The organism is uncultured Porticoccus sp. (genome assembly GCF_913061305.1).
In the GTDB taxonomy this organism is placed as follows: domain Bacteria; phylum Pseudomonadota; class Gammaproteobacteria; order Pseudomonadales; family Porticoccaceae; genus Porticoccus.
This window is the reverse complement of the sequence record NZ_CAJXST010000001.1, coordinates 325,685-343,741: the sequence shown is the minus strand read 5'-3', so window position 1 is coordinate 343,741 and position 18,057 is coordinate 325,685. Positions and strand designations below refer to the sequence as shown.

The window sequence follows — 18,057 nt, the reverse complement described above, 5'->3', positions numbered from 1 at the left end:
CGCTGTACAAAATTATCCGCCATCTTTCTGCCAGAGTTGTTTTGGATTATCAAACAAAGGGTTTTCAGAGACCCTACCTAGATGGGTTACAAGGCTGTACCTGGACAGTTTTTCAGCGATAGCTCTCTCTATCGACCAATCATTACCAAGCGCTTTATTCTCGCCATGGATCATCCGATTGCGCCCCGCACTGTAGATCAATTCAACAACTTCCTTCGCAGTCTTCCCGTCCCGGGTAATGACATTATCTTCATCTATTCCAAGGTTGATCTTGAGCAGTTCACGAATCGCCGGCTGCCCTCCCTTTTGCTTTTTTCCGTTCCCTGCCTTCCATACAAATCCCTCGGTTAGCACCTCCATGGCTGACGAGAATTTGACAATAGCTATTTGATCAACGGTTTCACGGCATCCCTCATAAAACCAAAGCAACGCATGGACAATAGCATTCATCAATGCCGGTCGTTCACTACCCCCATCTGGATCAAGGTAAGCCGCGATCGCCTCTCCTGCCACAGTGAAACAACCAGAAAAGTCATTAATGATTTCAGCTAGTTCCTCCTTATCAACCCACGGCGCATGTAGTCGCTTTGCTCCCAAACCATTTGCCAACATTAGCCCTTCAGTTGTGAAAGCAAGTGTTCTTCCGTACGGCCTTTTCCTTTCTGCAAGCAAACTGATTCCATCCAGTGCCATTGAGGAGTTTTCCCAGATCAAGGAGACCGTTGCCTGCGCGAGCCGTGCTGCAAGTACCGCTTTATGTTGACCTGTATCTCCACCGAACCCCGGAACATTGACGGAGCAGACATATTGGCAATCCCCAATCGCCTCAAGGATAACTTTTTCATCATGAGCGTCAGCAGAAGGCATTCGTCTCTTCAATTTTTCGCCTTTCCATGTTCGTAAAATGCGCCGGTGTGTTATTTTTGAGATCATCCCATCCGCAATTTTTTCGGAAAACCGTTCTATGCGGCCACCGGGTCCCACACGGGCCCACCGATCATCTGACGCCTTACGATCTAGCCAATCAACTCTGGGTTCAAATCGAACTGGGCCGATTTCAAACGGAGGAATATCGTCATAACTGAATAATGTGCATCCGAACGCATATTCAAGCTCTCCTTTCTTCAACGTCCAGTCTATGTCTCTCGCCACTGCCTCTTCAACATCACTCGAGACTCGAATGGTGCTCTGAACTATATCTTGATCCCAGTCTATGGTTGCCAATGCTGGACCGAAGTCCCTGCGAACCATCGCCGTAAAATCCTTAACAGAAAAGCGTGATTTCAGGGTGGTGTCACGCGCCATAATCTTTCGTGAAACATCGGCAATTAACTCGTCTACTTTTCGTGACACATGAATTTGCCCTCCATCACCCGTACCGATTATCCGAGGAAAATTATCGCCCTCACATCTAGACGATGGCGAAGTCCCCTGATGCTTCCTAATGTCTTCAATAATCCCTTTCACCAGCTCATGTAAATCAGTCATAACGCTTTGGTGCCCGCCAGGCCTTACACAAATTCGAGGTTACTGATTATCGCATTTCATTGACCAGCCTGAAATTGCCACCAGAGCTCCCTAATCTCATATCACCGGCATGTAAAATCCGGTAGTCACTCTGTTCCTATTCATTGCGGCGCAATCTGACCGCATACCCCAGCATCGTGCCATTCGCTCCACGAGGAATGGCACGATGGCACACCACAGCAGCCGCAACATCCTATGGCACCGCGCTATCGCCGTGCTGCTGGCCGTCTCTGCCCTGACTATCGAGCCCGTACTGGCTGGGGACGGTGCCACCGAGCATGCCCAACTGGCGGCGCTGATCCGCCAGCTCGACATGATCGACCGCCTGGCCGAGCACAGCGCCAGCCTGCCTCGCCAGGACGGCAGCCGCTACTACTTCGACTACGAGCGCCTGCACAAGGACATTGAGCGCATTCGCCAGGGGGTCCGTGATTACCTGGTTCCCGAACGTGCTCAACCCCGTGATCCGGTCGAGCTGCTTGGCCAGTATCGCCAAACCTCAGAGGCGTATCAGTGAATCCCGCCCAGGCAACCGCCTTTCAGGCGAATTCCGGCTTTACGGCAGCGGATGTGTCCGTGGTGCTCGTCAGTCTGGTGTTTGCCGTGCTGCTGCTTTGGGGTGCCTGGGCGCTGCGCACGGCCTATGTCGGCTGGGCCGAAGCACGCATTTCTCAACGTCAGTTCCTGGGTGTCGCTGTGCGGTTCGTGGCGATGTACGTGGTGCTGACTTTCTTCCTGCTGTCTTGACCTCCTGAGGACTTCACCATGTTCAGTGATATGACTTCTCACTACCGCCACCTGATCCAAAACGCTCACCGGTTTAGCGCAGCCTTGCTCACCTTCAGCCTGGCTCCGCTGGTTCACGCCCAGGGGCTGCCCACCCTGGAAGACCCCTCCCGAGGTGCCGGCAGCGGCATCATGGAAACCTTGCGCAATTACGGTTACGACATTGTGCTGCTGGTGGCCTTGTTGGTGGTCGCCTCGATGTTTGTCGGTATCTGCTACCACGCCTACAGCACCTATTCAGAAATCCATACCGGTCGCAAGACCTGGGGCCAGTTCGGCCTGACCGTGGCAGTTGGCGCGATTCTGTTGGTGGTCGGCATCTGGCTGCTCACTGAAGCCACCGGCATTCTGTAAGGGCCGCGCGACATGACGGACCTTGTGGATCGCCAGCACGACGACGCAGTGACCTTCCTGCCACACCGGCTCAATCGGCAGCCGGTGGTGGTGCGCGGGCTGACGGCCGATGAGCTGTGGATCTGTGTTGGCCTGTGCGGTAGCGCCGGGCTGCTCATCGGTCTGGTGCTGGCCTGGCTGACCGCAACCATAGCGTTGATGCCCACGGTCATCGTGATTACGGTCGCCCTCGGCGTCTTTGTTGGTGGCAATACGTTGCGCCGCCACAAGCGAGGGCGACCGGATACCTGGCTGTACCGGCAGCTTCAGTGGCGTCTGGCCCGGCGGTATAGGGGCTTTGGTTCCCTGATTGGCGGTGCCGACTTGGTCACACGCTCGGGGTACTGGACGACCCGGAGGTCATCGCCATGAGCCGGTTCAAAAATGAGATCACCCATCTTCAGGCCCACATCAAGACCCTGCGCCTGGGTGCACTCGCATTGCTGGCGATAGCTCTGGTACTGGGGGTGGGCTGGTGGAATGCGCCCCGCGACCTCACCATCCATGTGCCTCCGGACTTGCGCTCCGGCAGCGTGCGCCCCTGGTGGGACGTGCCACCGGAGTCGGTCTATGCCTTTGCCTTTTACATTTTCCAGCAGCTCAACCGCTGGCCCACCAACGGCGAGGAAGACTACGCGCGCAATATCCATGCGCTGTCACCCTACCTGACGCCCGCCTGCGGGCACTTTCTCAAGCTCGACTACGAGCAACGACAGCGTACGGGCGAGCTGCGTCAGCGGGTTCGAGGCATCTACGAGATTCCGGGCCGCGGCTTCGGTGACGATCCAACCCAGCGTGTGCGGGTGGTATCCCACCGGGACTGGGTGGTCACGCTCGATATCGCCGCTGATGAGTACCACGGCACCGAGCAGGTCAAACGCGCCCTGGTGCGCTACCCATTGAAGGTCGTGCGTCTGGATGTCGATCCGGAGCGCAATCCCTTTGGCCTCGCGCTGGATTGCTACGACGGCACACCGCAGCGCATTGAGGCGGAACCCTCTTCACCCACTATCGCTCCGGTGACCCGGTAAAGGAGTTGCCATGAACCGCTTAATCGCCACGTTGTTTTGCTGCGCGCTGTCCCTTGGCTGGATGGCCAGCAGCCACGCGGTGGAAATCCTCAAGTGGGAACGGCTGCCGCTGGTCGTACCGTTGGTGGTCGGCCATGAGCGCGTGGTGTTCATCGACCGCAACGTGCGCGTGGGAGTACCGGCATCGATCGGCAACCGCCTGCGGGTCCAGAGCGCCGGTGGTGCCCTCTACCTGTTGGCCCAGGACACTATCGAACCCACCCGCCTGCAACTGCAGGACGCCGATGACGGCACCCTGATTCTGATTGATATCGCGGCGAGCGCCGGTGATGCACCGCTCGAACCGGTGCGCATTGTCGAAGGCAAGACCATCAGCCCCCGTTATGGCGGCACGGCACCACAAAACTCAGAGGTGCCGAATGCCACCACCCCGAATCCCGCGCGGGAGACGCCGGTTCCGGTGATTCTGACGCGCTATGCAGCGCAAAGCCTCTACGCACCGCTGCGTACCGTCGAGCCCGTGAACGGTCTCTCGCGCGGGAACCTTCGCCTTCATCTGGCGCTGGACACACTACTACCCACATTGCCGGTCAGTGCCAGGGCACTGGCCACCTGGCGTCTGGAGGATCACTGGGTCACCGCCGTGCGCCTGACCAATACCGCCACCCGGTGGATTGCACTCGACCCGAGGGCCCTGCAGGGTGATTTTGTCGCCGCGACCTTCCAGCACCCCAACCTGGGGCCTGCCGGGGATTCACGGGACACCACGGTGGTGTACTTGGTCACCCGCGACCATGGCCTGGCGCAAGCGCTGCTGCCGGCCATCAGCCCCATTGATGTCACGATCAATCTACCCGCATCGGCTGCCTCTGGTGATGCGGAGGGAGCGGGCCATGCACAGTAACGGTCTGCTCAAGTGGCTGATGCTGCCGGTGTTGGCGCTGCTGGTGTTCGCTGGTATCCGGCTGTTTTCCGGTGACCCAGGTACCAGTGGCATGCCTCCAGATGCCGGCCTGGCACTGACCCCGGAGGAGAAGCGCGCCCTCGGCATCGAGGGCGATACCCCCCACGATACGGTGGCCACTCTGGTCGCCCAGGTGCGGCAGTTGCGTAATGAGCTGCAATCATCCCTGTCCGACAACCGCACCCAGCGGGCGGAGAACGACCGCTTGCGTCAGCGCGAGCGGTCCATTGAGCAGCGCATCCAGACCGCCCTGGATACCGAGCGTGCCCAGCTGCGCCAGGACCGTGAGCAGGTCGCCAGTGAACGTCAACAGGCCCAGAGTCTGTTACAGGACTTGCAACGCCAGTTCCAGGCAATGTCCGGTCAAGGTGACCCTGCAGACCTGCCCGTCGGTTTGGGGCTTGAGGCCGGTGACGGCGAAAGCTTCGGCGCTGGGGTACGCTGGATCGAGCCGGACGACGCCCAGCCCGCAGAGGATCGCAGCAACCAACGCGGCAGTTTCGCCTTTCCCAACGCTTTTGGGCCTGCCCGGGGTGCGATCGACTCGGCCAACGAGACGCTGGGGCGGGCCAGCGACGGTCAGGTGGGCGCGTCTTCGCTGAAAGCCGTCTACACCGTGCCTGCCAACGCCACCTTGATGGGCTCGGTGGCCATGACCGCCCTTGTTGGCCGGGTGCCTGTTGATGGCACAGTCAACGACCCCTACCCGTTCAAGGTGGTGATCGGCCCCGACAACCTCACCGCCAACGGCATCGACATCCCGGACGTGGCGGGCGCCGTGGTCAGCGGTACCGCCTCGGGGGACTGGACGCTGTCCTGTGTGCGCGGCCAGATTCGCTCGATTACCTTTGTGTTTCAGGACGGCACCATCCGCACATTGCCGGAAGAGGACGGGCGGAACACCAGCAGTAGCCGCAGCAATAACGACATTCTGGATGGTCTGGGCTGGATCAGCGATCCCCACGGCATTCCCTGTGTCAGCGGTCAACGGCGCAGCAATGCCCAGCAATACCTGGGCACCCAGGCACTGATCACCGCCGCGGGCGCCGGTGCCGCTTCGCTGATCGACTCCGACAGCGGACGGATGTCCTACATCGGCAGCGATGGCTCGCTGGGCACCGTCGGCATCTCCGCCAACGAAGCCATGGGACAAATCCTCGCCGGTGGTGTGCAAGACATGTCCCAGTGGGTCAACAAGCTCTACGGCCAGGCCTTCGCGGCGGTCTATGTGCAGCCGGGCGCTCAGGTGGCCGTGCACATCGAGCAATCCCTCACCATCGACTACGACGCCACCGGGCGCCGGGTCGATCACCGACTCGGAGGCTCCCATGGTTCGGATCTCGATTAGCACGCTGGGCGTCAAGGGCACCGCGTTCATTTTGAGCGCACTGCTGTTGACCGGTTGCGCCACCACCAAGGACGAGCTGCTCACCCACGACGGCCAGACCATGCACGACATCTGGAGCCGTGAAGCGGGGGGTGGCACCGGTGGTGGCCGCGTCGCCCGTGAACTCCTGGATGCACGCCAATCGTTGCGTCGCCCGTTGACTTCAGAGGAGATCGACGGGGCTACGGCTGACCAGGCTCGCTACAGCCGCACGGCGCAAAACGAGATCTACAGCCAATTCAAACGCCTGCCCAATCCCGACCTGGTGATGTACGTGTTCCCGCACCTGGCGGGCACCGACCCAGTACCGGTGCCAGGGTACAGCACCGTGTTTCCCCTGTACCAACGGGTGCAATACGCCCTGCCCGGCGAGCGGGTGGAGGACTACTGATGGCCAAATCATTGCGCTGGCCATGGCGGGCACCCTGCCGCTCTACTGAGGACAACCGTGTTCCCACTGAAGCATCCAACACCTGGGAACGTCACCTCGAGACCCTGCACGACCAGGGCATTCCCACGCCGGGCAGCCTGCGTGATGGGGGACGCTCGTCCGCCACAACGTCGGATGAACAGCGCCTGTCCGACGTCAAGCCATCGTTCGTCGACTTGCTGCCCTGGGTGGAATACCTGCCGGATACCGAAAGCCTGCTGCTGGACGACGGCGAATCGGTGGCGGCGTTCTTTGAGCTCACCCCCATCGGTACCGAGGGGCGGGAAGCCCAATGGCTGCTGCAGGCCCGCGACGCGCTGGAAAACGCCCTGCAGGACAGCTTCGATGAGCTGGACGGTCAGCCCTGGGTGGTGCAGCTTTACGTTCAGGATGAAACCGACTGGTCCAGCTACCTGAATACCCTGCGCGACTACATCCAGCCCCGCGCCCAGGGCAGTGCCTTCAGCGCGTATTACCAGCGCTTTTTGGCCCACCACCTGCGCGCCATCGCCAAGCCCGGTGGCTTGTTCGAAGACAGCACCGTCACCCGCCTGCCGTGGCGCGGTCAATCCCGGCGCGTGCGGCTGGTCATCTATCGCCGTGCCCCCGGGGTATCCCGGCGTCGGGGACACACTCCGGAACACGCCCTGTCCGCGGTCTGTGACCGATTGCTGGGCGGGCTGGCCAACGCCGGCATCAAGGCCCGTCGCCTTCAGGCCGCAGACATCCACGCCTGGTTGTTGCGCTGGTTCAACCCGAACCCCACGTTACTCGGGACAACCGCAGCGGACCGCGAGCGCTTCTACCAGTTGACCGCTTACCCCGAAGAGTCGGAACCAGGAGAAGTCGAACTGGCCAGTGGTACGGATTTCGCGCAGCGACTGTTCTTCGGCGAGCCTCGCTCCGATGTCGAGCAGGGGGTGTGGTATTTCGATGGCATGCCGCACCGGGTCATGGTGCTCGACCGGCTGCGCACACCGCCTACCACCGGCCATATCACCGGGGAGACCCGCAAGGGCGGTGATGCCTTCAACGCCCTGTTCGATCAGATGCCCGATGACACGGTGATGTGCCTCACCCTGGTGGCCACGCCCCAGGATGTACTGGAAGCGCACCTGAACTACCTGGGCCGAAAAGCCCTTGGCGATACGCTGGCCTCCGAGCAGGCTCGCCACGATGCGCAGGAGGCCCGCTCGCTGATCGGCAGCGCCCACAAACTCTATCGCGGCGCCCTGGCCTTTTATATCCGCGGACGCGACCTGGCCGAACTGGATGCCCGCGGCTTGCAGCTAGCCAACGTGATGCTCAACGCCGGCCTGCAGCCGGTGCGTGAGGAGGATGAGGTCGCGCCCCTCAACAGCTATCTGCGCTGGCTGCCCTGCGTGTTTGATCCGGCCAAAGACCGGCGCCAGTGGTACACCCAACTGATGTTTGCCCAGCATGCGGCCAACCTTTCGCCCCTGTGGGGTCGCAACCAGGGCACTGGCCACCCGGGCATCACCTTCTTCAATCGTGGCGGCGGCACCATCACCTTTGACCCACTGAACCGGCAAGACCGACAGATGAATGCCCACCTGTTTCTGTTCGGGCCGACCGGCTCCGGCAAGTCCGCCACCCTGAACTACATCCTCAATCAGGTGGTGGCCATCTACCGGCCGCGGCTGTTTATCGTCGAGGCGGGCAACTCCTTCGGCCTGTTCGGGGACTTTGCCAAGCGACTGGGGCTCACCGTCCATCGGGTCAAGCTGGCGCCAGGCGCTAATGTTAGTCTGGCTCCGTTCAGCGATGCCCGGCGTTTGGTCGACAACCCCAGCGAGGTATTCACCCTGGATGCCGACGCGCTGGATGATGACAGTCCTCTGGAAACCAGCCCGGAAGACCTGGAGCAACGCGACGTCCTGGGAGAGCTGGAAATCACCGCCCGGCTGATGATCACCGGCGGGGAGGACAAGGAAGAGGCGCGAATGACCCGCGCCGATCGCAGCCTGATTCGCCAGTGCATCCTCGATGCGGCCCGCTGTTGTGTACGGAACGAGCGCACCGTGTTGACCGAGGACGTGCGCGACGCCCTGCGCCAGCGCAGTAGCGATACCACGCTGCCCGACGTGCGGCGCGCCCGCCTGCTGGAAATGGCCGATGCCATGGATATGTTCTGCCAGGGCCTCGATGGCCAGATGTTCAACCGACCCGGCACCCCCTGGCCCGAGGCTGACATCACCATCGTCGATCTGGCCACCTTTGCCCGCGAGGGCTACAACGCCCAGCTGTCCATCGCCTATATCTCCCTGATCAACACGGTCAACAACATTGCCGAGCGCGACCAGTTTCTGGGGCGGCCCATCATCAACGTCACCGACGAGGGGCACATTATCACCAAGAACCCCTTGCTCGCCCCTTACGTGGTCAAGATCACCAAGATGTGGCGCAAGCTGGGGGCCTGGTTCTGGCTGGCGACGCAAAACCTGAACGACCTGCCCAAGGCCGCCGAGCCCATGCTGTCGATGATCGAATGGTGGATCTGCCTGTCCATGCCCCCGGACGAGGTGGAGAAGGTCGCCCGTTTTCGGGAGCTCAATCCCGCGCAGAAGGCGCTGATGCGCTCGGCACGCAAGGAGTCCAGCAAGTTCAGCGAAGGCGTGATCCTGTCGAAGTCGATGGAAGTGTTGTTCCGCGCCGTGCCGCCGAGCCTCTATCTCGCCATGGCGATGACCGAACCCGAGGAGAAAGCCGAGCGCCACCAGTTGATGCGCGAGCACGGCATCAGCGAGCTGGATGCCGCCTTCAAGGTGGCGGAAAAGATCGACCGGGCGCGCGGTATCGAACCCTTGTCACCAGAGAGTTTCGACACAAATCCCGAAATGCCTGCCGACGATGTCGGCGACATGCCCAGGTAGCCACGATCTTCAAGGCTACGGTGTGGTTTCGACCACGCTGATCGATCGGTTCGCTCCGCATCCCTCGCGCGAACGCCCATCACCCGTGATGGAGGATGCCCCATCAATCCGGCCCGCTTCGGGCCATTGTCCCCAGGGGGCCTTGCCCCACGGGACAGGTGCCTCCAATTTTACCCAGGAGGTTCCCATGAGTCTTTCCGAAACCGTCACCGACGGCACCACCTGCTCACTCGTTGACTATGCCAGCATCCAGGACGATCCACTGATAAGCCAGGCTATCGGCGTGCTGGAAGAGCGGATTTTCAAACGCGGTGAGGCACTGACCAGCCCGGCTGCAGTACGCGAATACCTGCGACTCAAGCTCGCCGGCGAGGCAATGGAGGTATTCTCCGTCGTCTTTCTGGATACACGCCATCGCGTCATTGCCTACGAGCCCATGTTCAAAGGCACCATCGACGGCGCGACGGTGTATCCACGCGTAGTGGTCAAGCGCGCGATCGAGTACAACAGCGCGGCTGTTATTCTTGCCCACAACCACCCCTCGGGTGTGACTGACCCCAGCCAGGCCGACCAGGCCATCACCACTCGCCTGAAATCGGCACTTGAGCTGATAGACGTGCGGGTACTGGATCACTTCATCGTTGGCGAAGGCGTTCCCTTTTCGTTTGCCGAGGCTGGACTGCTGTAATCCCTGAGGTGCCTTCGGGCACCTCATATTTCAAACCACCGGGAAACAAAACGGTTACGCGCCTGTGCGCTTTTGTGATGGCCGTGCTGACCGCCGCGTTCGATGATCAGGGCTTGTCGATTCATGCCGGGAGACGCTATGTCTTCACTCACCCCCACCAAATCACTACACCCGGTTCAGGCTTGCCTGACTACAGTCGCTGCTGTGCTGATCATCGTCATGCTGGCTACGCCTACCCACGCCCTGAATGCAAACGTTGTCGTGTTTACTGACCGCCATCACCCCGTGATCGCGCCCACTGGCGTGCGCATCGTCCATCTGGATGCGGCACATCACCTTAAAGCCCGGTTGAGCGCCGATCTGCCCAAGGACTCCACGCAGGCCGCCACCGTGGCCCAGCAACGTCTGCAGGATGGCGGGGCAGACCTGCAAAAACGTCTGGCAATTGCCTACCAGGGCCTCGTTGATGCCTGGAGTCTTGGTGTCACCCAGATTCCGGCCGTTGTGGTCGACAGGCAGTATGTCGTCTACGGCGACCCGGATGTGTCACGGGCGCTGATCGACATTGCGACTTTTCGGAGAGTCCGGCCATGATGCCGGTTCGGAAGAGACTCCACTCCGCTATTGCCGCCATCCTTCTGGGTGTGTCTTCATCTGCACTTGCCCTCGATACCGCCACCATTGCCGGATCAACCCTGTCACCAGATTGCATCAGCTACCGGGTACGCGGCATCTGCTATTGGCTGCTGTGCACGCTATATAGCTGCTCGGTAGAAACGTCCGTCAAGGTTGAGCACTACGTGCCCGATGCCGTGGTCTCCAGCTACGCCAACACGGGCGAGAATCCCTGGGTGGAAGTGCGCGCCATGAGCCTGCCGAACCCGAGCGCTCAGGGCGGCGGTGACGGCACCACCAACGAAGAACACGAGAACAACCTGGCCAAGTTCAAGAGCGCCGATGTCATCGGCCATCCCGGGGCGACTGTTTTCAGCTCGTTCGTCAGCCAATGGGGATATTCCTGCGCAGGTGCCGGCACGGCGTTCATGCCCTACCTGCTGAGCACTCTGGATACCGTCGCCTGGCGCTATAACATCCCCGAAGCCCTGTATCCGGAAGCGCTGGTACCCGGTATGCGAGAAATCGGCACCCGCTGGGGATTGAACCTGTGGGGCAATGTCTACCCCCGGGGCGGCTTCCTGCATCAGGTCGATGACCATAAGTCTGCCGCCGTCGTTGCGCAACGCGCCGGCGACATCGTCACCCGCCGAGGGCAGCCTCATGTCTATCAGCCATTGCTGGCCAGTGCCCGCAGCGGTTACTGGCCGGCGGGCGCATTGATGGAAACCGACGCCTCTACCGGTAAATGGCAGGAGCTCACCCCGACGCTCAGAAACAGCTGTGCCGTGTTCCCCCACAGCGGACCCAAGGTCCAGGCCCAACGGGGCGACTACGCCTGGGCGCTGTGGCGACCCTATGCCTGCTGTCAACGGCAGGGCCAGGTGTTTCTGGGCAGTGTGGATTTCAACTGAGGGCGGACGGATGCGCACACCCATCAAAAATACACTGTTGACCGCCGGTTTGGTTCTGACCCTTGGCAGCACTGCGGTGTCAGCTCAGACCACCATTAACGACTACGGCTTTCACCACAGGGGCAGCGTCATCGGTGACGACGTTCTCTACACCATCGGTGGTGGCCGGGCGGTTTCCATGGGACCGGTCGGGCCGATGCAAACCCTCGGCGTCGGTGTTGGCTGGAACAGCAATCTGATCTGCGGCGACATGAGCATCACCACCACCTTGCAGAACCAGCTCAACGGCATCACCAACGGCTTCCAGACGATCATGAGCAACGTGATCCAGAACGCCACCGCGGCGGTCGCCTCTCTGCCCGCACTCATCATTCAACGGGCCGACCCAGGACTGTACAACCTGCTGACCAACGGCATTCTGCAGGCTCGGCTGGATTTCGATCGCTCGAAGCTCACCTGCCGTGCCATCGCCGAACGCATGGCGGATACGGCGGGCGGACAACTGGGCTGGGATCAACTGGCGGAAGGCATGGTACTCAAGCAGGCGGTGGGCAGTACCGATGCGGTGTCGGCCATCGAACAGGCGGAGACCAGTCGTGGCAATGACGGCGTACCCTGGGTCGGCGGGAGCAATGCTGGCGGCTCAGGGCAGGCACCCATTCGCGTGGTGGGGGATGTCACCCGCGCCGGTTACAACCTCCTCAACGGTCGCTCGGCCACCGACACCTCGTCCATCGACAGCCTGACCTGTGGCCACCGGCTGAGCTGTCAAACCTGGTCATCGCCGGAGGCGGCGGCCACCTGGGCGACCCGGGTGCTCGGCGAGCAAGAGCAGCGCACCTGCGACAGTTGTACCAAGACCCGCACCACGCCCGGCGTGGGCCTGACGCCGCTGATTCAAGAGGAGTTCGAGGACAGAATCGAGGCCTTGCGGGATCTGCTGGCCGGCACCACACCCACCACCTTCGAGAATCTCGAACAGGCGGGCAGTGTATCCCTACCCATTACCCGGGGTGTTATAGAAGCGCTGCGGGACGAGCCGGATCAGGACATTCTCGCTCGCCGCCTGGCGTCCGAAATCGCCCTGGCCAGCGTGCTGGAGAAAGCATTGCTGCTGCAGCGCACCCTACTGGCCGGACGCAAGGAACCCAACGTCGCGGCCAATCAACTCGCTCAGGATGCAGTCGCCCGCGAAAGTGACCTGTTGGTCCAGGAGATCAACAACCTCAAAACCGAGCTGGCACTGCGTCGCGAACTGGCCGCCAACTCGCCCATGGCCATCATCCAGCGGCACAGCAATCGCAGTGAGGTTTCGCGGGGTATCTACCAGGGCGACACCGAGCGCAACCGCCTGGATGCCATTCAGCAGATCCCCACGCCAGGCAATCCCCAATGACAGGCTTCAGCCGTGTATTGACGCACCCGCTGGCAAAAGCGCTTGCCTGGGTCACGCTCATCCTGGGAATCGCTCTGGCCGTCAATCTGGCTGGCATTACCGTGTTGGGCAACCTCTCCCGCTGGAGCCAGTGGCTGGACGCGCACACCACTCACTTTCTGATCTGGCGACTGTGTCTCTACAGCGTAACGATTTACGGATGGCTGCGAATGCGTCGTCGCCTATACCGAGATGCCGGAAACCAGACGGCTCGCCAGCGGCTGGTTCGGGCAGAGATCGGTGCCGTCGTCGCCATCACTCTGCTGGAAGCCAGCGTCCTGCTGACCTGATCCCGATAGGCGGAGCCCATCATGACGCTCTATACCTCCGACTACCTCGAGTACTACCTGACCCTGGTGGGCTGGATCATCCACAACGGCATTTGGGATGTGCTGGTGGCCAGCGGCATCTTCGCCGTGCCATTTCTCGCCATCGTCGTACAGGAGTGGCTGAAAGCCCGGGCCGAAGGGGCCGACGAGGGCAACAAAGGTGTGCTCTCCTCGATGCGTATCGAGAACCGCGTTTGGGTGGCCATCGTGGTCATCCTGTTCACGGGCATTCCTTTCATTCCCGTCGATCTGGGCACCATCCAGTTCGACCGTACCCGCTCCGAGCAGTGCCAGGTCAATGTGCCGGAGCCTTCCGAGACCACCTGGACGACCTCATTCACCACCATCAACGACCAAAGCGCCCTGGTGCCTGTCTGGTGGTTCTTTATGCACAGCCTGTCCAAGGCCGTCACTGGCGCTGCAGTGGCCGCCATACCCTGTGGCACCGATCTGCGACAGATGCGCATGGACATCGACAGCACCCGCATCGCCGACCCCTTGCTGACCCAGGAAGTCGCCGATTTTACCCGCGACTGCTACGGCCCGGCGCGCGCCAGGCTGTTTATGAGCCGACCGGCACTGAGCGACGAGGAGATGAACGACGTCACCTGGATCGGCGCGCGCTACTTCCTGGATACCGCCGGCTTCTACGACACCTACCGCTCACAAGCCCCCCGCGATGCCTGGCCCTACAACGACAGCCGGGATGCTGGGCTGGCTGAAGTGACCAGCGGCGGGGGCTACCCAAGCTGCCGGGACTGGTGGCTGGACGGCAGTACGGGGCTGCGAGAACGCTTGCTCACCCAAGTTGACCCCAATTTGCTGACCCGGTTTGGCCAGTGGGCGGGTTTTCTGAGCCAGGCCCAGGTCGATGATTCGGTGATCCGGGCCATTGCCTCACCGCAGCACCAGGTCATGAACCAGGGCCAGGTATACACCGACTACGGCGGCCAAATCGGTATGACACTGCCCAACGCTGTGACCCGCGGGGCATCAGACCTGGGGTTAACGGTGGGTTCGCTCGGCTTTTTCCCGGCGATGGACGTGGTGCGCCAGGCATTGCCAATCGTGCTTTCGTTCCTGAAGATGGCCATGGTTATCTGCATCCCACTGCTGTTGATCTTTGGTACCTACGACCTGAAGACCGTAGTGACAGTCACGGCAGTGCAGTTTGCCTTGTTCTTCGTGGATTTCTGGTTCCAGCTGGCGCGGTGGGTGGACTCCACCATCCTCAATGCCCTCTACGGCTGGGATTCGCCACACAGTAATTTCAACCCGTTGCTGGGGTTAAACAATGCGTTTGGGGATATGTTGCTGAATTTTGTGATGGCGATGATGTTTATCGTGCTGCCTGCATTTTGGGTTATGGCTCTATCATGGGCAGGGGTTCGTGCCGGTAATATCCTTGCAGGTCTTACAGTTGCAAGCGGAGATGCAAAGGCTGCGGGAGGTAGCGGTTCTCGTCTTGCTTTGGCGGCTGGCTCTAAAGGTGCTGCAAAATAACGAATCCACCTTCAGCTGTAGCTATCACGGCTCATCGTCACCCATGTCGTGACGCCACTCTGTTTTGTCATACAAGCCGAAGCCGGAATGCCCCTCGCGCCACTCCTGCTTATTGTCGTCATCCAAGTAAAGCAGACTGTGCCCGACCCATGCGACCGCTACCGCGAACAAAAGCAGCACTGCCACCCAAAAAGCTGCATATAGCAGCACGCAGAACAAACCGAGTTCAATGATCCAAAGAGCAGCCCGTGCCACAACTACCGGCATGCTTTTTCCTACCAGCCAATGGACTGCTTGCTTCTCGCGAGCAACAACACCCAGCCATACTCGACCCAGCCAGCGGCCCGCGCATTCGTTTATCTTGATCGTCGGTGTTGCTTTCATCGTTTCACCTACTTGGGCTAACATCCAGATGCTCCCTGCGTGAACAGTCAACTCAGCCTCGGGACAGGCGTACGCCCAGTACACGGTAGTTCCAGCAAAAAATGGGACCCCTGTCAAAGTGAGCTTAGCATCGTCACCCTCATCACGCGAATACCACTAACAGAGAGATTTTACTCAGTTAATGAGCACCGGATGGGGGTCAAGTCGCTAGTGGTGTCTGACGAGGGTAACTGACTAGACCTCTGTGCTGATTTCAACTTGAGTCTCGACCAGGTTCTCAACCACTGAATATATATCAATACTCTCATCGGGCACGTCAATGCTGACAATCAGACTGTAGCGCACGGAGTTTTTCCAACGATCCTGAGCAGTCCGATATTTCCACCAACCTCCTACTGGATACACCGCTATGGTGTGCATATCGGCTAAATCAGCAGCTGCGCCTGTCCAAATATCGGAGTGAAGCGAACCCCTCGTGCGCAATTGCGGCCCGAGTCGCCAGCCATCACTGTCACCTTCGGGGCCACTATAATCATCGGTTTCTTCATTCGCCTTTTGATTGATTGACGCCCGGAAATTCTCCAGCGACTGGCCAGGACGAATAACCTCGAAGCGAAGTCCGTGAGATTGGTAACTGTAACGTCGCCGGTATCCTCGGCGCCCCGGGTTGGGTTCAATAAAGTAAGACAAGGTTACCCGGAGTTTAACTTCCAACTCCGGTGGCAATTGCTGCAACACCTGAATAGGCCATGGCAACTGATAAAGCTGCATCTTATTCAACTTGGGATCGCCTGAGTTCGAAGCATCTGCATCTTTGGCAAAGGGCTGCAAACTGTCCTGAGCAATGAGCGTCAAGGCATGATTGGCACTGTATCTAGCGCGCTCGATGTCCGGCACCCCGTAGCCGACACATCGGAGCATGGTTTCCTTGGACAGCTTTGGGCTGTGTTGCCGATGCAGAAGCCCGAAGCGCTCCCACATTTTCGGTGTCCACTCGGCTGAATGAGTTATCAGCGCACGAATGGATTCAGGCCAATATTCCGGATATTCAGCCATGAGTATGGCAGCCTGCCTAGAAACCAAGGCACACGCAGCGCTGGTATCGGCATTTGTCTCAAATAACTGGCCTGTAGTTCTTCCGGATGTGGTCAGTAACGAAATAACGTCAGCGTTTGAAACTTCGGTTGCATCTGGCGAGAGCAGCCGATTGCCACCTTCTGCAACCACATCCGGCTTATAGGGCGCATGCTTTCTCCAGGCCCAGTTAACTGCGGAACGAGATGCAGGGGAGATATCGCCCGACTCTGCGAACGGTGACCATCCGTAAAAACTTGGATCGTCATTGGTTGTTTTCTCAGTATAAGCCCCAACCGTAAGAGCATTCCAAGCCTGCGCAGGGTCCTCTATCTGGGCCAGATGAACTTGCTCCCAGTAATCCACACTCGGCGATAGGTTCCCATTGTTTCCCACTGAGATCACAAAAAGACGCTGTCTACCGTCTTCCAAACCTGAAGAGAACTGGTCAATTTCAGCAGACCAGGATGAAGGTTGGCCTCCATCTCTCTCTGGCTCTGCAGTTACAGCAAGAGAGTAGACCCGTGAGTAGTGAGGTACTTCTATTTCGAGCTTTGCTACCGTGCCTACAGTAATAGCGCCATACAGCTCAGGATCGTTATTGCCAGCAGGTGGTAAGATTCGTGCGGATTCGATTCGATGATTCAGGACTATTGGATCGCTACTCACCAAGGCCGCCTGCAAGTCGCCAAACACAGCCAATCCAGCCTGTCGGGAACCATGGTCATTAAACGGAGCAAGGGGATTTGTCGGATTAAAGTCATCATAGCGCGGCCAGTCCGGATGCCATCGCTCTGCCTGTTGCTCTCTACACAGCTCACCAAGAATGGGATGATGGTAGTTGACCCCCGTGTCCAAGATAGTCACTGCCACCGGGACAGTCTCGTCGAGATAAAGCCGTCCTTTGAGGTCCTCGGCCCAATCATGCTGTTCTTTCGGAGACAAGCCAATAATAACGTTTGGTGTTTCCTTGGCCGGCCTGAGCTCTTCAAGGTTGGCGATTAATTCCGGTGCTCTCTCGAGCTGATGAGCCGACGCTTTGATAAGGACGACCACACTGTCAAAGAAGCTGAGAGACGTATTGCCCAACCCGGCACCGATCCGTTCAGCCAGTAGGTGCGCGACTTGAATTGGATCATCGTCGTGTGGTCGTTTCTTTAACCAGAGCTCCCACCACACCTGCTGCTGAAGGTTAGTTGGATATAGCGACTCATCATCCGTCCAGAATGACTTTAAGTCGGCGAGCTTGATCTCAGCGATACTGTCAATCAAGCTGTGATTCCTGGGACCTCCCTTCCCATCGTTACCTGGGTCCAGATATTGTTCTATTTTCCGTTGAAATACGCCTCTGCGCGATTCAGGAATAAAGACAATAGCCACTTCACGGCCATCAACTTTACGACATGACCGAAGCTTAAAGTCACGACTGGTATCCAAGCTGTCCAGCGGCAAGTCGCAACCCGGCGCCCCTATAATCTCAACATAGATACCGATATCTGCTGTAACAGGTTCAGGCAACTCATCCCTTTGGTCTTGAAACCGGGAAAGCAACCGTGAATACTGCTGCGCCAGAAATTGACCATGTGAATTACGGTCTTGGGGAGGAATGACGGGATTACGACCAGTGCGACGTGACCTAAAGTCCTCATGGTTTGCAAAACCGCCTAGCAGGATGTGTGGCTTCCGTTCCGTCATTCGCCCTC

18 protein-coding genes are annotated in these 18,057 nt (G+C 59.4%); 15 read left to right on the top strand and 3 right to left on the bottom strand.

Annotated elements, in window-relative coordinates; translation table 11 throughout:
* Window positions 1-12 precede the first annotated feature (12 nt).
* Window positions 13-1,488: a hypothetical protein gene (locus tag QZ516_RS01650; RefSeq protein ID WP_297185292.1), complete on the bottom strand. Its 1,476-nt coding sequence runs from the start codon at window positions 1,486-1,488 to the stop codon at window positions 13-15.
* A 205-nt stretch (window positions 1,489-1,693) separates the two neighbouring features.
* Here QZ516_RS01650 and QZ516_RS01645 point away from each other — a divergent pair, with 205 nt between their 5' ends.
* The 15 genes from QZ516_RS01645 to QZ516_RS01575 all read left to right on the top strand — a co-directional run bounded on the left by QZ516_RS01645 (window position 1,694) and on the right by QZ516_RS01575 (window position 14,896).
* Window positions 1,694-2,044, top strand: a complete 351-nt coding sequence (locus QZ516_RS01645; RefSeq protein ID WP_297185290.1) for an RAQPRD family integrative conjugative element protein — start codon at window positions 1,694-1,696, stop codon at window positions 2,042-2,044.
* Window positions 2,041-2,274, top strand: a complete 234-nt coding sequence (locus QZ516_RS01640) for a TIGR03758 family integrating conjugative element protein (RefSeq protein WP_297185287.1) — start codon at window positions 2,041-2,043, stop codon at window positions 2,272-2,274. The genes QZ516_RS01645 and QZ516_RS01640 overlap by 4 nt, the downstream gene beginning before the upstream one ends.
* 18 nt (window positions 2,275-2,292) lie before the next feature.
* Window positions 2,293-2,667: a TIGR03745 family integrating conjugative element membrane protein gene (locus QZ516_RS01635; protein ID WP_365332566.1), complete on the top strand. Its 375-nt coding sequence runs from the start codon at window positions 2,293-2,295 to the stop codon at window positions 2,665-2,667.
* A 12-nt stretch (window positions 2,668-2,679) separates the two neighbouring features.
* The gene (locus QZ516_RS01630; RefSeq protein ID WP_297185284.1) at window positions 2,680-3,078 is read left to right on the top strand and encodes a TIGR03750 family conjugal transfer protein; all 399 of its coding nucleotides are present in this window, start codon (window positions 2,680-2,682) and stop codon (window positions 3,076-3,078) included.
* On the top strand, window positions 3,075-3,737 hold the full coding sequence (locus QZ516_RS01625) for a PFL_4703 family integrating conjugative element protein (RefSeq protein ID WP_297185282.1): 663 nt from the start codon (window positions 3,075-3,077) through the stop codon (window positions 3,735-3,737). Before QZ516_RS01630 ends, QZ516_RS01625 begins: the two co-directional genes overlap by 4 nt.
* A gap of 10 nt (window positions 3,738-3,747) precedes the next feature.
* Complete coding sequence (locus QZ516_RS01620) at window positions 3,748-4,641, top strand: TIGR03749 family integrating conjugative element protein (RefSeq protein ID WP_297185279.1); 894 nt, start codon at window positions 3,748-3,750, stop codon at window positions 4,639-4,641.
* Window positions 4,631-6,049 carry a TIGR03752 family integrating conjugative element protein gene (locus tag QZ516_RS01615; RefSeq protein WP_297185276.1) on the top strand — a complete coding sequence of 473 codons (1,419 nt, stop codon included), beginning with the start codon at window positions 4,631-4,633 and terminating at the stop codon, window positions 6,047-6,049. The genes QZ516_RS01620 and QZ516_RS01615 overlap by 11 nt, the downstream gene beginning before the upstream one ends.
* On the top strand, window positions 6,030-6,479 hold the full coding sequence (locus tag QZ516_RS01610; RefSeq protein WP_297185274.1) for a TIGR03751 family conjugal transfer lipoprotein: 450 nt from the start codon (window positions 6,030-6,032) through the stop codon (window positions 6,477-6,479). The genes QZ516_RS01615 and QZ516_RS01610 overlap by 20 nt, the downstream gene beginning before the upstream one ends.
* Entirely contained in the window at window positions 6,479-9,412 is a 2,934-nt protein-coding gene (locus tag QZ516_RS01605; protein ID WP_297185271.1) for a conjugative transfer ATPase, read from the top strand. Before QZ516_RS01610 ends, QZ516_RS01605 begins: the two co-directional genes overlap by 1 nt.
* A gap of 187 nt (window positions 9,413-9,599) precedes the next feature.
* On the top strand, window positions 9,600-10,100 hold the full coding sequence (gene radC / locus QZ516_RS01600) for a DNA repair protein RadC (RefSeq protein WP_297185268.1): 501 nt from the start codon (window positions 9,600-9,602) through the stop codon (window positions 10,098-10,100).
* Between the two features lie 138 nt (window positions 10,101-10,238).
* Complete coding sequence (locus QZ516_RS01595; RefSeq protein ID WP_297185265.1) at window positions 10,239-10,694, top strand: TIGR03757 family integrating conjugative element protein; 456 nt, start codon at window positions 10,239-10,241, stop codon at window positions 10,692-10,694.
* Window positions 10,691-11,629: a TIGR03756 family integrating conjugative element protein gene (locus QZ516_RS01590; RefSeq protein WP_297185262.1), complete on the top strand. Its 939-nt coding sequence runs from the start codon at window positions 10,691-10,693 to the stop codon at window positions 11,627-11,629. The genes QZ516_RS01595 and QZ516_RS01590 overlap by 4 nt, the downstream gene beginning before the upstream one ends.
* A gap of 10 nt (window positions 11,630-11,639) precedes the next feature.
* Window positions 11,640-13,025, top strand: a complete 1,386-nt coding sequence (locus QZ516_RS01585) for an integrating conjugative element protein (RefSeq protein WP_297185259.1) — start codon at window positions 11,640-11,642, stop codon at window positions 13,023-13,025.
* On the top strand, window positions 13,022-13,354 hold the full coding sequence (locus QZ516_RS01580) for a hypothetical protein (RefSeq protein WP_297185258.1): 333 nt from the start codon (window positions 13,022-13,024) through the stop codon (window positions 13,352-13,354). Before QZ516_RS01585 ends, QZ516_RS01580 begins: the two co-directional genes overlap by 4 nt.
* A gap of 21 nt (window positions 13,355-13,375) precedes the next feature.
* Window positions 13,376-14,896: a conjugal transfer protein TraG N-terminal domain-containing protein gene (locus tag QZ516_RS01575; RefSeq protein ID WP_297185255.1), complete on the top strand. Its 1,521-nt coding sequence runs from the start codon at window positions 13,376-13,378 to the stop codon at window positions 14,894-14,896.
* Between the two features lie 24 nt (window positions 14,897-14,920).
* Here QZ516_RS01575 and QZ516_RS01570 read toward each other — a convergent pair whose 3' ends face one another.
* Together QZ516_RS01570 and QZ516_RS01565 are read right to left on the bottom strand one after the other, a co-directional pair.
* Entirely contained in the window at window positions 14,921-15,304 is a 384-nt protein-coding gene (locus QZ516_RS01570) for a DUF3742 family protein (RefSeq protein ID WP_297185253.1), read from the bottom strand.
* A 210-nt stretch (window positions 15,305-15,514) separates the two neighbouring features.
* A complete protein-coding gene (locus QZ516_RS01565) occupies window positions 15,515-18,049 on the bottom strand; it encodes a S8 family peptidase (protein ID WP_297185251.1) in 2,535 nt (844 codons plus the stop codon).
* Window positions 18,050-18,057 lie beyond the last annotated feature (8 nt).